Source organism: Streptomyces sp. NPDC007863 (genome assembly GCF_040633895.1).
Classification (GTDB): Bacteria; Actinomycetota; Actinomycetes; order Streptomycetales; family Streptomycetaceae; genus Streptomyces.
Window position 1 is genome coordinate 185,265 of the sequence record NZ_JBEYEI010000013.1, and the last position, 14,432, is coordinate 199,696.

Here is a 14,432-nt window from a genome sequence, read left to right on the forward strand (position 1 = left end):
GCGCGTAGCCCACACCGCGCACGCGGGGTGCCCGGCCCTAGCGTCAGCGCCATGCAGCCACCGCTCCCCTCTCCCCGCCCCGCCGCCGACGTGCTGCACGACGCCGGATGGCCCGGTGAGGCCCGGGCCGCCCTGCTCTGCTCGGGTCTCCTGCTCGGCGTCGCGCTGGTCGTCGATGCCGGAACCCCGCACGGCCTGACCTTGCCGGGAGCCCTGGGCTGCATCACGCTGTGCGTGCTCCTGCTGGTCATCCTGCTGCCCGCCCGGGTGAGCGCCGCGCCGGGCCTCCTGACGGTGCGGGGCCTGTGGGTCACCCGGACGGTGCGCACCGACCGGCTCGTGGCGGTCGCCTGGCCGGCGGACACCGCCGGACGCCTCGCGCTGCGGGACGAGGACGGCGGCCGCGCCGAGGTCGACCTCCGCGTCCTCCTCGCCAACCCCGCCCTGTGGCTACGCGTCGAAGCGGACGCTCGCACGTCCCGCGCGCACGGCACTCTGGATCACGGCACGGCCGACCTCGCGCGGCTCGCCCTACACGTCCATTCCGAGACGGCCCGCACCGTCCTCAGGGTCTCCGGTCTGGACTAGCGGCCCCCAGGCTTCGAGCGCGACCGCGGCGAGTCCCGCCAGGTCGACGGCGACGAGCCGCGCCTCCACCGGGACCGGTACGGCTCCGGGAGCGGGCGTCAGCAGAAACCGACCCCGCACCATGCCGCCCGCCACCGCCGGCAGCTCGGTCTCCCCGTCCGGCCACCCCTGACGCTCCAGGTCCCAGATCCAGCCCTCCACCCGCACCGACCCGTCCGTCTGCAGTCTGGGCGGCGGAGAACCGACGGTCTCCGCGTCGCGGGTGAACCGGCACTCCCGCAGCTCCAGCACCTCCGCCAGGTCCCGCCGCACCCGGTCGATCAGCTCGGCCTTCGTGCCGCCGCCCGAGCGCATCAGGCGGATCGTGCGGTGCAGACGCTCCAGGTGCTCCGCGTCCGTGCCCGCGACCGACCGCATCACGCGGGCCCGGGCGGCGAGCTGGGACACGAGCAGACCGACGACAAGCAGCAGGAGCGCCGTCTCGACGTCAGCCCGGTCCCGGATGTCGAAGCTCTGGTACGGCTCGGTGTGGAAGAAGTCGAACCAGGCCACCGCCGACACCGCGGCAAGGGCGCCGGCCCACCGGTTCCCCAGCGCCGAGACAGCGACGACCACGACGACCAGCACCAACGCGAGGTTGGTGGGAGCGACGCTCGCACGGACCGGCAGCAACGCGAGCGCCACCAGGAAGGGCGCGATGACCGCGGCCGCCACGGCGGCCACGTCCCGGAACGGCATGCGCATCGTCGGCCTCCTCGGTGGCCCCCCATACGCCGGGTACGCCTCAAGGCTGCGCCCGGTGTGAGGAAGGTGACGCCCGACCGGCGGATCTTGACGCTTCCCTGACGCGCTCGACGGGTGGACCCTCTCACCCGCTGCTTACGCTGGCTCGGCCGCGCGACCAGCGGCCGGAATCCCTTCCTCGAGCAGACCCCAGGAGCACCCCCATGGCCACCACGGACGAGACGCGCGGCAGCAGGCTGCGCGCGTGGATGCTGGAAGGGCTGTCCGACATGGGCAAGGGCAAACCCTCCCGCCTGAAGGAGACGGCCCAGGACGCCGGGCACAAGGGGCAGCCCTGGTGGCGCGTGATGTGCCTGACCGGCGTCGACTACTTCTCCACCCTCGGCTACCAGCCCGGCATCGCCGCCCTGGCCGCCGGGCTCCTCTCCCCCATCGCGACGATCGTCCTGGTGATCGTGACGCTGGCGGGTGCCCTGCCGGTCTACCGGCGGGTGGCGGAGGAGTCCCCGCACGGCGAGGGCTCGATCGCGATGCTGTCGCGCCTGCTGTCCTTCTGGAAGGGCAAGCTGTTCGTCCTCACCCTGCTGGGCTTCGCGGCCACCGACTTCCTGATCACGATCACCCTGTCGGCGGCCGACGCCTCCACCCACCTGGTGGAGAACCCGCACCTGGAGTCGGCGCTCCACGACAAGCAGGTGATCATCACGATGATCCTGATCGCGCTGCTCGGCGCGGTCTTCCTCAAGGGCTTCCTGGAGGCGATCGGCGTCGCCGTCGCCCTCGTCGGGATCTATCTCGCGCTGAACGCGGTCGTCGTGGTCACGGGGCTGTGGCAGGTGATCACCGAAGGCCACGTCGTCACCGACTGGACGGCCGCCCTGACCCAGGAGCACGGCAACGTCTTCGTCATGATCGGCGTCGCGCTGATCGTCTTCCCCAAGCTCGCGCTCGGCCTGTCCGGCTTCGAGACCGGCGTCGCCGTCATGCCGCACGTCAAGGGCGACCCCGACGACACCGAGGCCAGGCCCGCCGGCCGGATCCGGGACACCAAGAAGCTGCTGACGACCGCCGCGCTCATCATGAGCGTCTTCCTGATCTGCACCAGCTTCATCACCACCGTGCTCATCCCCCACGAGGAGTTCGAGTCCGGCGGCAAGGCCAACGGCCGCGCCCTGGCTTACCTCGCCCACGAGTACCTGGGGAACGCCTTCGGCACCGTCTACGACGTCTCCACGATCCTCATCCTGTGGTTCGCGGGCGCCTCCGCCATGGCCGGCCTGCTCAACCTGATGCCGCGCTACTTGCCGAAGTACGGCATGGCTCCGCACTGGGCGCGGGCCGTCCGCCCGATGGTGATCGTCTTCACCCTGGTCGCCTTCCTGGTGACGTGGATCTTCGACGCCGACGTCGACGCCCAGGGCGGCGCCTACGCCACCGGCGTCCTGGTGCTCATCTGCTCGGCCGCCATCGCGGTGACCATCGCGGCCCGCAAGGCAGGGCAGCGCGGCTGGACGATCGGGTTCGGGATCATCTCCGTCGTCTTCCTCTACACGACGGTCGTCAACGTCATCGAACGCCCGGACGGCGTGAAGATCGGCGCCTGCTTCATCGCCGGCATCATCCTGATCTCGCTGCTCTCCCGGCTCGGCCGCGCCTTCGAGCTGCGGGTCACCCACGTCGAGCTCGACGACATGGCCGAGCGGTTCATCCGCGACATCGCCAGCCGGACCCCGCGCTTCATCGCCAACGAGCCGGACAATCGCGACGCGGAAGAGTACCGGTCGAAGAAGGACCAGATCCGCGCCGACAACGACCTGCCCGGCACCGAGGACTTCGTCTTCATCGAGGTCACCGTCACCGACCCCTCCGAGTTCGAGGCCGGCCTCACCGTCCGCGGCGAGGTCATGCACGGCCGCTACCGCGTGCTCACCGTCGAGTCCTCCTCCGTCCCCAACGCCCTCGCGGCCCTCCTGCTCCACGCCCGGGACATGACCGGCGTCCGCCCGCACGTCTACTTCGAGTGGACCGAGGGCAACCCGTTCGCCAACTTCCTGCGCTTCTTCCTCTTCGGTCAGGGCGAGATCGCCCCTGTCACCCGCGAGATCCTCCGCGAGGCCGAGTCCGACCGCGACCGCCGCCCCCGCGTCCACGTCGGCTGACCGGGCGGCCGCCCATCGGCCCTGGTGAAGCGGCCGGTCGTGAAACCCGTGGCGACGGGGTCCACATCCGGCGGCATGTCCGCGTCGGAGTCATGGCGGACACGATCCAGCCGGCTAGCGATCCCGGAGCCGGAACCTCAGTCGGCAGATCACGGCGTCGGTGTCCCGGCGTACGGCATGGGCGACGACGGCGCCGCGCTGGTTCTGCAGCAGCCGCTGCCACAGGCTCTCGGGCTCGGCCTCAGGGATGAGGACGGTGACACGGGTTGCGGAGTCGGCGTCGCGCAGTGCGCGCACGTAGGCGCTGATGGGCCGGCCGAGCGAGCGGCGTTCGAAAGGGAGCCGGACGAGGGCGACCCCCGGGTTCCACAGGGCCCAGTCCCGCTCCAGAGCCTCGGTGGCCGCGAGGTCCTCGGGGTCCGGATGGCAGACGGTCACCGCGCGGACCTCGTCGCCGAGGGAGACCGCGGTGGTGAGGGCCTCGCTGGTGAGCCGGGTGAGCGAGGAGACGGGGACCAGGACCAGGGAGCGCTCACGGTGCGGCGGCTCAGGGATCCTGCCCACGCCGAGGCGCTCACCGATCCGCCCGTACGCGCGGTGGACGGTCTCGAAGGCGAGGACGAGTGCGGGCAGGGCGACCACGATCAGCCAGGCCCCGTCGTGGAACTTGGTGGCGGTGACGACAACCGCTGAGACACCGGTCAGGACGGCGCCGAGACCGTTGAGGAAGGCCCTGCCCCACTGCCGGGTGGCCCGCCAGTGCAGGACCATGCCGCTCTGGGCGATCGTGAATCCGACGAAGACGCCGATCGCGAAGAGCGGCACCAGGGTATTGGTGTCGCCGCCGGAGAAGACCAGCAGCGCCGCCGACACCACCGCCAGCCACACCACGCCGTGCCGGTGCACCTGCCGGTCCGCCTTCAGGCCGAAGACGTGCGGTGCGTAGTTGTCACGGGCCAGCAGCTTCAGCAGGACGGGCAGACCGCCGAAGGACGTGTTCGCCGAGAGGGCCAGCAGCACCATGGTGGCGAACTGGACGACGTAGAAGGCCCCGTTGTGGCCGAGGGAGGCGTCGGTGAGCTGGGCGAGGACGGTGACGCCCTCCACCGGCTGGAGCCCGAAGCGGGAGATGAGCACCGACAGACCGATCAGCATCACGCCCAGCAGCCCGCCCAGCGCCACCTCCGCCCGCATCGCACGTCGGGCGGCCGGTGCCCGGAAGGACGGCACCGCGTTGGCTATCGCCTCCACACCGGTCAGCGCGGAGCAGCCGGAGGCGAACGCCTTGAGGAGGAGCAGAGCGCCGACGGTGGTGGCGTTGTCGGCAAGGACGGAGGTGTGCCCGTCGGAGGCCGCGGTGGAGACGGGCGCGTCGCGGAACAGGCCGACGGCGATCACGACGAGGATCGCTCCGACGAAGACGGCGGTGGGGACGATGAAGGCGCGGGCCGAGTCGACGATCCCGCGCAGGTTGACGGCCGTGATGAGCACCAGGACACCGAGGCAGATCACCAACCGGTCGCCGTACAGGCCCGGGAAGGCGGACGTCAGCGCGGCCACGCCGGCGGTGACGGCCACGGCCACGTTGAGGACGTAGTCGAGGACCAGCGAACCGGCCGCGACCAGGCTCGTACGCCGCCCCAGGTGCGCCTTCGCCACGGCGTAGGAACCGCCGCCGTCCGGGAACGCGGCGATGACCTGCCGGTACGAGGCGACCAGCACCGCGAGCAGCCCCGCGATGGCGAGCGTCACCGGCAGCGTGAACCCCAGCCCGTAGCCACCGGCGGCCGCGAGGACCAGCACGATGGCCTCGGGCCCGTACGCCACCGACGCCATCGCGTCCAGGGACAGGGCCGCGAGCCCGGTGACGGCGGTCAGCTTGTGCCGCGCGCCGGTATCGGGCGGTTCCTCGGCGCCGGGCACGGCGCCCTTCTCAGCGGTCACGGTGATCATGCGGACGGACTCCTTCGGATCGGGCTCCGCTCAGCTTCCGCCCGCCTCCCGGCCCTGTCCGCCCTCCCTGGCGCGTTCTTGGCGCCACCCCTCCTTCCCCTGACAACTCCTTGACGCCCGCCTCCACCCAGCACGGGGGCATCAGAGTGGTGTGAAGACTTCCCGGGCATCGGCAGTCCCGCCCGACCGCAGCCCTACAGTGCGCCCCATGAGCCCTCATGACGGACGCCTGCCCTCCGACCACCGCGTGCGCCGCCTCTCCCGCACGCTCTTCGTCGGCGCATCCCTCACGAGCGCCGTCGGGCTCGCCCTCGACAGCATGTGGCTGCTCGCCGTCGGCGCGTGGCAACTCATCGCAGCCGTCATCCTGGAACTGGTCTACCGCCCGTGACCACCAACATCACGGGGCTTCTTGGGGCGTCGGAAAGCGTCGACGACAAGCCCGCGGGCCGGGCAGGAGCACTCCGGCCAACGCCTTGCGCTCACCCTCCCGGCGCTTCGGCGCTGCCCTACAGACGGTGACTCAGCATGCCTTTGACGGCGCCTCCGACGGGTCGACCTCGCCGTGCCACCACAGCCCGCCGCAACGGCACTCCTTGGGGAGAATCTGGGGAGTATCGACGGGCCTGGGGAGCGCGTGGGGAGGATCGGCCGCGTAACGCAGCACGATCCCGAAAGACGCTGAAAGATCCATCCGCGCAGGTCAGGGGCGGGCACAGCCGCATCGATGCAGGTCAGCGCCACCAGGTGGACAACTTCATGACGTACGTGCCGAGGTCGTCGGCCTCGACGATCCCGGGGAGCGATCCGCCCTCACGCAGGGGCGTGACATAGCGGGTCGCTACAACCTCTTCCAACAATTTCCCAGGCCACCCATCTCTTCAGCCTTACAATCCACGGACGACTCCTCCGGAATGCAGAGGCAGGAATCGGCGGTCGACGGTGCGCGGGGAATCTGGGGAGTTTCGGCCGACGAGCCGGTCTCCCCCGCTCCCCCAGCAGCTTGTCGATGGTGCCACGTGCCTTGCTGCCGGCTCCGGCATGAGTGAGCAGCGTAACCGAGAGTGATCGCCGACGAGGAGTGGCCGAGCCATCGAGCCAGGGTCACGACGGGCCCTCCGGCTTCCGGCATGATCGAGGCGCAGGTATGCCGAAGCGCGTGGAAACCGTCCTTCGAGGCCACCGCCCGCCGCCATGGCTTCGCCGCCTCCGCGCGTGACGGGATGACGCCGGGCCCCGTCAGGGCCGGCTTCCGGGTGTACGTGTTCCGGGTGTTCACCGCGACGGCGTTACCGAAGCTCGTGGAGGGACCCCGGCCGGGTGGGCCGGTACCGCTTCTCCCCCGCTCCCGGCGCGCCGGCCGGCTCCTCGGTGCTCGTCGGTCACGTCGACGCCACCGGCCGGGGTCGCGGGCCGCTCGCCGCCCTCGCCGACCTACGGGAGGGCGATCGCGTGGTCGTGGGCAGGCGTGACGGGACCACGGCCTCCTCTCGCGTCACGGCACGGCGCATGATCGCCAAGGATGCCTTGGCGGCGTCCGGTGTGTTCCGACCCGAGGGATCACCCGTCCTCACGCCGATCACCTGCGCCGGCCGGTACCTCCGGGACGAGGGCGGGTACCAGAACGACCTGGTCGTGACCGCGGTGGAGGCGCCGCGGTGACGGCACGACGCAGCACCGGCCGGAGGCTCCGGTCGCCCGCCGGGTTCGGCCGGTCGTGTGCGCTGCGTGAGCTGCCGGCGGAGGTGCCGCCCGGTCTGCCGGTACGGTTCCCCGTCCGCGGGACGTGACCCGGCGGCGGGGTCAGAGGCCGAGGGCCCGGAACAGGAAGAAGAGTCCGCCGAGGACGGCGCCGAAGAGAATGACGGAGACCCAGATCATCGGATGCTCCCAGATGCCGCCGTCGGCGCGTTCGGGGTGCGCCGAGGAGGTGGAGCCCTCGGACGGCGGGGTTTCCTCAGGGGGTACGAACGGCACGCTCACGATCTCTCCCTGGAAGTGGGGCGGCCGGACGCCGCCGGCTCTCCACCGTCTCCCGCCGGTGGCCGCGGTTGCCAGACGCGTCGATGCTGCATCGATAAGGGGTACGCCGATGTGCCCGCGCCGGTGATGGCGCGGACCTTATTCCTCCGGAGGCGTCCCGGGGGGCCCGCGAACGGGAAGTTCGCCCGTGCCCGCAGAGTTCCGCGGCGCCCCCACCAGCGGTGCACGATCGATGCGGCTTGTCGCCCCCCGCACGCGGTCGGCGCATCCGGTCGGGCCCGGCGGCCGGAATCCCTGACGACCGGGGCCGTCGCGTGCCCCGCGGACAGCGGAAGGAGGGCCGTTGCGGTGGTGAGCGTGGAGCGGGTGATGGTGGTGCGGCGCCCATGGGCCGAGGTCGTGGCCTATCTGGAGGACTTCGCCCGGACAGAGGAGTGGGATACCGGCACCGTCCGCTGCGTGCGGCTCGACGACGGGCCGGTGCGGCCGGGAGCGCGGTGGCGGAACACGCCCCGGCTGGCCGCACCCTTCTTGCGCGGGGAGTTCGAGGGGCTGGCCGGCGGTGCGGTCACCCGCCTGCCGGCGGCCGCCGAGGCGTGGCGCCCGTGACCGCGCCGCCCAGCTCGCATCGCTTCCGCATCGTACGGTGGTGAGCATGCACGACACCGCGCACGGAATCACCACGGGCGCCGTGGCCCGCCGTCTGGGGGTCTCCCCCACCACCGTGCGGTCCTGGGACCGGCGGTACGGAATCGGTCCCGCCGTCCGCGGGGACGGACGGCACCGGCGGTGGGGGCCCGAGGACGTCGCGATGCTGGAGGAGATGTGCCGCCTGACGGCGTCGGGCGTCCCGCCCGCCGAGGCGGCGCGGGCCGCCCGCGAGGTGCGGGCATCCGTGGAGGACGACGGGACGGTCGCATCCGTCGTGCCCGTCGCGGAGGCGGCGGCGGCGTCGGCGGTGCGGCGTACGGCGGAGACGGAGACGGAGACGGCGCCGGGTCCGCATCCGGCGGAGCCGGTGACGGCGCGGGGTCCGGCGGGCGGGGGCGGTCTGCCGCTGGGCGACGTGCGGCAAGAGTGCCGCGGGCTCGCCCGTGCCGCCGTACGCCTCGACGGGCCGGCCATGGAGGCGCTGCTGCAGGCGGCGCTCGCGGAGCACGGGCTCGTGACCGCCTGGGAGGACATCATGGCCCCGACACTGCACGCCGTGGGCCGCAAGTGGGAATCGTCCGGCGACCGCTACGTCGAGGTCGAGCACCTGCTCTCCTGGCACATCTCCACCGCGCTGCGGCGGGCCGCCGTCACCGGGCCGGCGCAGGCGTCCCCGGCACCGCCGGTCCTGCTGGCGTGCGTCCCCTCGGAGCAGCACACACTGCCGCTGGAGGCGCTCGCCGCCGGGCTGGCCGAACGGTCCCTGCCGACCCGGATGTTCGGCGCGGCCGTTCCCGCCGAGGCCCTGGACGCGGCCGTGCGGCGCTCCGGACCGGCCGCCGTCGTCCTGTGGTCCCAGGCACGCTCCACCGCGAACCACGCGCTGGCCCGGCACGTCGCCGGGACGACGTTCGGGGTGCGGGGCGCGCGCACCGCTGCCCTGGTCCTCCTCGCGGGCCCCGGCTGGCTCGGCCGGACGCCCGCCCCGGGCATGGTGCGCCCCGCCGGCCTGCGCGAGGCGCTCGGCGTCGTCGCCCGGCTGTACGGGGAGCGGGCCGATGAGGCGGAGGCGGCGGAGCGCGGCAGGGGCTGAACCGCGCGGTCCGTCAGGGGCGGGGACGGTCCGCGGCGCCGGGCCGGGGCGTCCTGGGCGGCAGGGGAACGAAGCCGCCGGTGCGGGGCCCGGTAGGCGGCGTGCCCGGGCCGGTCGGCCATGTGGGCCTCCAGGAGCCGTTTGCCGCTGCCCCAGATGAGCAGGGCGCTCATGACGAGCGGGGAGACGAGCTTGAACCGGGCGAGCTGGTGGTCGCCCACCGCCTCGAAGGCGCGCCCGGGCGCCCACAGGGCGTGCCCGAGGAAGGCCGTGGCCTCCAGCGGCCGGTGCAGCAGGCCCCCCGGCTTGCACGGGCAGGGAGACGAGCAAGACGAGGGCGCCCTGGAGGAGGTAGACCTTCCGCAGGGCGTAGAGGGTGGGGTGGCCGCCGCCCCCAGACGACGTACGGGGCCGGACGCGGAGGCCTTCAGGTACAGGTGGACGCCGTCGCGGCGGATGTCGAGGGAGACGGCCGCGCCGAACGCCAGGACGCCGAGCACACCCGCGCGCCGGTACCGCAGCGACACGATCCCGAGGCCCGCCGCGAAGAGTGCCGGCAGGACGAGGATGCCGGGCTGGAGCACGGCCTTGCCGCTCTCCCCGAAGGTGCGGACCGCGAAGTCCTTCACCGGCACCGGTGTCCGGTCGACGACCGCGCCGCCGACGACCGTCACGGGTCCGGGGCCGGCCGCACCAGGGCCTCGACCAGCTCGGCCACCGCGAGGGCGGTGCAGTCGGCCGTCACGCCGGCCAGGGCGCCGCGGGAGAGGGGGCCGAGGGTGTCCGGAGGCTGCTCGTACTCCGTCCTTCGGCAGCGACCGCCCGGTGGATGGGAGCCACCACCCGAATGGGTGGGGGACACGACGGAGGCAGCATCCTCGCGGCGCCGGGGCGGAATCGTGACCCGCCCGAGACCATCCGCGGCAGCGTCCGCGCCGAACAACGTCCGGGAGGCGGCGCGCGCCCCGCGTCGCCCCTCACCGGCCTGACCGACACATCCCGCCGCACCCGCGAAGGACCAGCATGCGACAGTCCCGTTCTCCCCGGACGACCGCCCCCCGCGGCTCCGCCCGGTGCCCGCTCCCGGAACCCGCCCGATGACCCGGCCCCTGCCCTCCGGCGCCCCGGAGGCCGGCCCCCGGGGCGACGTCCTCGCCGCGGTGATGCGACGGGTCGCCCGCGGCGACAAGGACGCCTTCGCGACACTCTACGACGCCCTCGCACCGCTGGTGTTCGGCATCGTGGTGCGGGTGGTGCGCGACCGGGCCCAGTCCGAGGAGGTGCTGCAGGAGGTGATGATCGACCTGTGGCGGCAGGCCGCCCGCTACGAGCCCGCGGCCGGAACCGTGACCACCTGGGCGGCGACCATTGCCCACCGGCGCGCGGTGGACCGGGTCCGGTCGGCCCAGGCCGCCTCCGACCGGGAGCTCACCCAGGCGGCACGCGAGCACACCATCGCCTTCGACGAGGTGGCGGAGCAGGTCGAGACCCGGCTGGAGAGCGAGCGCGTACGCCGCTGCCTGCGCGGTCTCACCGAGCTCCAGCGTCAGGCGGTCACCCTCGCCTATTACCGGGGCCTGACCTACCGTGAGGTGGCCCAGACGCTGCGGACCCCGCTTCCCACGGTCAAGACACGCATGCGCGACGGGCTGATCCGTCTCCGCGACTGCATGGGGGTGACCTCGTGACCCGGCACCACCCGGACCTCCACTCCCTCACGGCCCCCTACGCGCTGCACGCGCTCGACGCGGCCGAACGCGAGGCGTTCGACGCCCATCTCGCGCACTGCGAGGAGTGCCGCGGGGAGGTGGCCGAGTTCGAGGCGACGGCCGCGCGCCTCGCGTCCGCCGTCGCCCAGGACCTCCCGGACGAGTTCAGGCAGAGGACGCTGACCGCCGTCGAGGGCGTCCGCCAGCTCCCGCCGCGGGTCCCCGCCACCCGTCCGGCGACGGGCATCGCCCGGCGGCTGAGGCGGCGAGCCGTGCCGCTCGCGCTCGCCGCGAGCATCGCCGCCGCCGTCGCCTTCGCCGGACTCGCCGCCTGGCAGCAACAGGGGAACGAGGACGCGCGCCGACGGGCACTCCAGGCCGAACGGCGGCTGGAGGTGGTCAGCGGCGTGCTGGCCGCCCCCGACGCGCGGACCGTGCACGGGCGGACGACCAACGGCGCCCTCGCCACGGTCGTCACGTCGGACCGGCAGAACCGGGCCGTGTTCACCGCCACCGGGCTGCCCGCCCCCGCCCCCGGGCACACGTATCAGCTGTGGCTGGACCACGAGGGCACGATGCGGCCCGCCGGGCTCCTCGGCTCCGACGGCACCGTCCTCGTCGACGGCGATCCCGCCGACGCCACGGCGGTCGGGCTCACCCTGGAACCGGACGGCGGCTCCGCCCAGCCCACGACGCAGCCCCTGCTCCTGCTCTCCCTCCAGTCCTGAAAGTCGCTCCCCCGTCCGCGGCCGCCCGGTGCGGCGGGTCCACGGACGGGGGCAGGGGTCAGGGGCGGTGGCGGAGCGTGCCCGGCCACCAGACTGCGGGGCCGATGCGGCAGGCGCGGGCGCGGAAGGAGGGTCAGGAACCGCATCCGCCGGACGTCCCGCGGCGGAAGAACCCTGTGGACGGAACCGAGGCCTTCGCCGCCGGGCGACGCCCGGCGGCCTGCGGACCCGCTCACGACGCACCCACGAGAACGAGGACGGCATGGAGAGGACGAAGGACGGCACGCGATACGACGCGGTGGTCGTCGGAGCGGGGGCCGCGGGCCTCGCCTGCGCGGGCGACCTGTGCGGGGCGGGACTGCGGGTGCTGCTCCTGGAGGCGGGCGACACGGTCGGCGGCAGGATGCGCACCGACCAGGTGGCCGGCTTCACCACGGACCGCGGCTTCCAGGTGTTCAACACCTCGTATCCGCAGGTGAAGCGGCGCGTGGACCTGAAGGCGCTGCGGCTGCGGGCGTTCACGCCGGGGGTCCTCGTGCACACCGACCGGGGGCCGCGCCGGTTCACGGACCCGACGCGTCGGCCGCGGGACAGCCGGGATCTGCTGCCGGGGCGGCTCGCGTCGGCACGTGATCTGGCGGCGCTCGCCGCCCTGTCGGCACGGGACGCGCTGGCGCCGGCGTCCGTGCTGCGGCGCGGCGCCGACGGCACGACGCTCGGCGCCCTCGCCGCGGCGGGCGTGTCGCCGCGGCTGGTGGAGACCTTCTTCCGGCCGTTCCTCTCCGGGGTGTTCCTGGAGGACGGCCTGGAGACCTCGGCGCGCTTCTTCCACCTGGTGTGGCGGAGCATGCTGCGCGGCACGTTGTGCCTGCCGGCGGACGGGATCGGCGCGGTGCCCGCGCAGCTCGCCGCCCGGCTGCCACGGGACGTGCTGCGGACCGGGACCGCCGTCTCGGCGCTGGCGCCCGGGGGCGTCAGCCTCACGGACGGGCGCGAGGTGCGCGCCCGGGCCGTCGTCGTCGCCACCGGGCAGCGGATCGCCGGTGAGCTGCTGCCGGGCTTGCGCGTGCCCGACGGACGGACCGTCACCACGCTGTACCACGCCGCCGTCCGTTCTCCGCTGGACGAGCCGGTGCTGGTCGTCGACGCTCGGCGCAGGTTCCTCAACACCTGTGTCCTCACCGCCGTCCAGCCCCGGTTCTCCGCCGACGGCCGGGCGCTGGTGTCGACGTCCGTGCTCGGCCGCCCCGGCCCGGTGGAGACGGACGCCGTGGTCGGGGCCCTGGGCGAGGTGTACGGCACGGAGACGGGCGCCTGGGAGCCCGTCCACCGGGTCACCGTCACCGACGCCCTGCCGGCGATGCCGGGATCGGCGCCGCTCGTCCGGGACGTGCGGTGGGCTCCCGGCCGGTACGTGTGCGGGGACCACAGGGCGACGGGGTCCCTCCAGGGCGCGCTGGCGTCGGGTGCGCGGGCGGCCCGCGCGGTCCTGGACGATCTGCGGGCGGGCGCGGTCTGAGGACCGGCCTCCTGTACGTCGGACGGCCCCGCGCTCTCCGAGGGGCGCGGGGCCGTCCGAGGTCCGGGCCGTGTGCCGGCGCTACTGGGGCATGAGCACGGTGTCGACGATGTACACGGTGGCGTTGGCCGTCTTCACGTTGCCGCAGACGACCTTCGAGGTGTCGTTCACGGTGTACTCGTCACCGGAGCCCTTCGTGGTGATCATGCCCTTCTGCAGGGTCTCGAAGGAGCCGTTCTCCAGCTGCGCGGGGGTGAGCTTCTGGCCGACCACGTGATAGGTGAGGATCTTGGTCAGCTCGGCCTTGTCGGCGAGGACCTTGTCCAGGTCGGCCTCGGGGATCTTGGCGAAGGCGTCGTCGGTCGGCGCGAAGACCGTGATGTTCTGCGCGTTGTTGAGGGTGTCGACGAGGCCGGCCTGCTTGACCGCGGCGACCAGGGTGGAGAGGGCCGGGTTGTTCGACGCGGCGGTCGCGACGGGGTCCTGCGCCATGCCTTCGAAGGAGCCGGCGCCGTCCTTCGGCACACCCGCACAGGCCGGGCCGAAGGGCGCGTCCATCGCCGTCGCGCCCTCCGCCGGGGTGGCGGCGGTGGTCGGATCGGCGGACGAGGACGCGGGTGCAGCGGCCTTGGTGTCGCCGTCGGAGTCCGAGCAGGCGGCGAGGGAGAGGGGCAGGACCGCGGCGGCGGTCAGGGCGACGGCGCCACGGCGGATACGCAGGGAGGTCATGTCTGTTGCTCCTAGAGAGTTCGTCGTCCGGTGCCGCGGGACTGCGGGCCGCGCGCTCCGGACCGGCGGCGTCCGCGGGCACCGCGCCCGGGAGGACCGGCCCGCGCCGGCGCCCCGAGGGGTGCCGCGCGACCCCGGGACGTCCCGGGTGCCGGTGGTCCGGACGGCGGTGCCGCTGCGGAGGATGCTCACGTCCTGTCATTCGGCGCCGCCCGCCCGGCGGATGGGTGCTTCACTCGAACGAGTGGTGCCGGGTCCTCGCGTGCACCGCGGACCTCTCCGGCTCATGACGTACGTGCCGAGGTCGTCGGCCTCGACGATCCCGGGGAGCGATCCCCCCTCACGCGGGGCGTGACACAGCGGTCGCCACGACCTCCTCCACCCCTCTCCCAGACGGGCCGGTCTCCCCGCTTTCCCGTCGGTCCGTTTCCGTCGGTCCGTTTCCGTCGGTCCGTTTCCCGTGGAGTACGAACCGGCCGCCGCGGGCGCCGTTTCGAGGCCGGTGGTTTCGCCGATGCCCCGGGGCCGTGGCGGCTGGACAGTGGCGGCGTCCGTCAGGACACGGCCCGCCGGCCG

16 protein-coding genes are annotated in these 14,432 nt (G+C 73.5%); 9 read left to right on the forward strand and 7 right to left on the reverse strand.

Features of this window, described 5'->3' with window-relative positions:
• Positions 1 to 51 precede the first annotated feature (51 nt).
• Positions 52 to 588 (forward strand): hypothetical protein, encoded by a 537-nt coding sequence (locus ABZ621_RS21715; protein ID WP_360606902.1) that lies wholly within the window; start codon positions 52 to 54, stop codon positions 586 to 588.
• Here the strand turns inward: ABZ621_RS21715 and ABZ621_RS21720 are convergent.
• Positions 532 to 1,332 (reverse strand): DUF4118 domain-containing protein, encoded by an 801-nt coding sequence (locus ABZ621_RS21720; RefSeq protein WP_360606904.1) that lies wholly within the window; start codon positions 1,330 to 1,332, stop codon positions 532 to 534. The genes ABZ621_RS21715 and ABZ621_RS21720 overlap by 57 nt on opposite strands.
• A 203-nt stretch (positions 1,333 to 1,535) precedes the next feature.
• On the opposite strand from ABZ621_RS21720, the gene ABZ621_RS21725 reads away from it, so the two are divergent.
• Entirely contained in the window at positions 1,536 to 3,491 is a 1,956-nt protein-coding gene (locus ABZ621_RS21725) for an amino acid transporter (RefSeq protein WP_360606906.1), read from the forward strand.
• Positions 3,492 to 3,605: 114 nt separating this feature from the next.
• Here the strand turns inward: ABZ621_RS21725 and ABZ621_RS21730 are convergent, their stop codons facing one another.
• On the reverse strand, positions 3,606 to 5,444 hold the full coding sequence (locus ABZ621_RS21730; RefSeq protein WP_360606908.1) for an APC family permease: 1,839 nt from the start codon (positions 5,442 to 5,444) through the stop codon (positions 3,606 to 3,608).
• A 208-nt stretch (positions 5,445 to 5,652) separates the two neighbouring features.
• Between ABZ621_RS21730 and ABZ621_RS21735 the strand changes: the two genes are divergently transcribed.
• A complete protein-coding gene (locus ABZ621_RS21735) occupies positions 5,653 to 5,835 on the forward strand; it encodes a hypothetical protein (protein ID WP_107049206.1) in 183 nt (60 codons plus the stop codon).
• A gap of 343 nt (positions 5,836 to 6,178) precedes the next feature.
• Here the strand turns inward: ABZ621_RS21735 and ABZ621_RS21740 are convergent, their stop codons facing one another.
• Together ABZ621_RS21740 and ABZ621_RS21745 are read right to left on the reverse strand one after the other, a co-directional pair.
• Complete coding sequence (locus ABZ621_RS21740) at positions 6,179 to 6,301, reverse strand: hypothetical protein (RefSeq protein WP_263973268.1); 123 nt, start codon at positions 6,299 to 6,301, stop codon at positions 6,179 to 6,181.
• Positions 6,286 to 6,576: a hypothetical protein gene (locus tag ABZ621_RS21745; protein ID WP_360607010.1), complete on the reverse strand. Its 291-nt coding sequence runs from the start codon at positions 6,574 to 6,576 to the stop codon at positions 6,286 to 6,288. The genes ABZ621_RS21740 and ABZ621_RS21745 overlap by 16 nt, the downstream gene beginning before the upstream one ends.
• Positions 6,577 to 6,764: 188 nt before the next feature.
• Between ABZ621_RS21745 and ABZ621_RS21750 the strand changes: the two genes are divergently transcribed.
• Positions 6,765 to 7,106 carry a class F sortase gene (locus ABZ621_RS21750; RefSeq protein WP_360606910.1) on the forward strand — a complete coding sequence of 114 codons (342 nt, stop codon included), beginning with the start codon at positions 6,765 to 6,767 and terminating at the stop codon, positions 7,104 to 7,106.
• 141 nt (positions 7,107 to 7,247) lie between these two features.
• On the opposite strand, the gene ABZ621_RS21755 is transcribed toward ABZ621_RS21750, so the two are convergent.
• Positions 7,248 to 7,427, reverse strand: a complete 180-nt coding sequence (locus ABZ621_RS21755) for a DUF6480 family protein (RefSeq protein ID WP_360606912.1) — start codon at positions 7,425 to 7,427, stop codon at positions 7,248 to 7,250.
• A 348-nt stretch (positions 7,428 to 7,775) separates the two neighbouring features.
• Between ABZ621_RS21755 and ABZ621_RS21760 the strand changes: the two genes are divergently transcribed.
• The gene (locus tag ABZ621_RS21760; RefSeq protein ID WP_360606914.1) at positions 7,776 to 8,036 is read left to right on the forward strand and encodes a hypothetical protein; all 261 of its coding nucleotides are present in this window, start codon (positions 7,776 to 7,778) and stop codon (positions 8,034 to 8,036) included.
• A 46-nt stretch (positions 8,037 to 8,082) separates the two neighbouring features.
• Complete coding sequence (locus ABZ621_RS21765) at positions 8,083 to 9,171, forward strand: MerR family transcriptional regulator (protein WP_360606916.1); 1,089 nt, start codon at positions 8,083 to 8,085, stop codon at positions 9,169 to 9,171.
• Between the two features lie 670 nt (positions 9,172 to 9,841).
• Here ABZ621_RS21765 and ABZ621_RS21770 read toward each other — a convergent pair.
• The gene (locus tag ABZ621_RS21770; RefSeq protein WP_360606918.1) at positions 9,842 to 10,033 is read right to left on the reverse strand and encodes a hypothetical protein; all 192 of its coding nucleotides are present in this window, start codon (positions 10,031 to 10,033) and stop codon (positions 9,842 to 9,844) included.
• A gap of 235 nt (positions 10,034 to 10,268) precedes the next feature.
• On the opposite strand from ABZ621_RS21770, the gene sigK reads away from it, so the two are divergent.
• The 3 genes from sigK to ABZ621_RS21785 all read left to right on the forward strand — a co-directional run bounded on the left by sigK (position 10,269) and on the right by ABZ621_RS21785 (position 13,127).
• Positions 10,269 to 10,859: an ECF RNA polymerase sigma factor SigK gene (sigK, locus tag ABZ621_RS21775; RefSeq protein ID WP_360606920.1), complete on the forward strand. Its 591-nt coding sequence runs from the start codon at positions 10,269 to 10,271 to the stop codon at positions 10,857 to 10,859.
• Positions 10,856 to 11,608, forward strand: a complete 753-nt coding sequence (locus ABZ621_RS21780) for an anti-sigma factor (protein WP_360606922.1) — start codon at positions 10,856 to 10,858, stop codon at positions 11,606 to 11,608. Before sigK ends, ABZ621_RS21780 begins: the two co-directional genes overlap by 4 nt.
• A 262-nt stretch (positions 11,609 to 11,870) precedes the next feature.
• The gene (locus tag ABZ621_RS21785) at positions 11,871 to 13,127 is read left to right on the forward strand and encodes an NAD(P)/FAD-dependent oxidoreductase (protein WP_360606924.1); all 1,257 of its coding nucleotides are present in this window, start codon (positions 11,871 to 11,873) and stop codon (positions 13,125 to 13,127) included.
• 81 nt (positions 13,128 to 13,208) lie between these two features.
• Here the strand turns inward: ABZ621_RS21785 and ABZ621_RS21790 are convergent, their stop codons facing one another.
• The gene (locus ABZ621_RS21790; RefSeq protein WP_360606926.1) at positions 13,209 to 13,856 is read right to left on the reverse strand and encodes a fasciclin domain-containing protein; all 648 of its coding nucleotides are present in this window, start codon (positions 13,854 to 13,856) and stop codon (positions 13,209 to 13,211) included.
• Positions 13,857 to 14,432 lie beyond the last annotated feature (576 nt).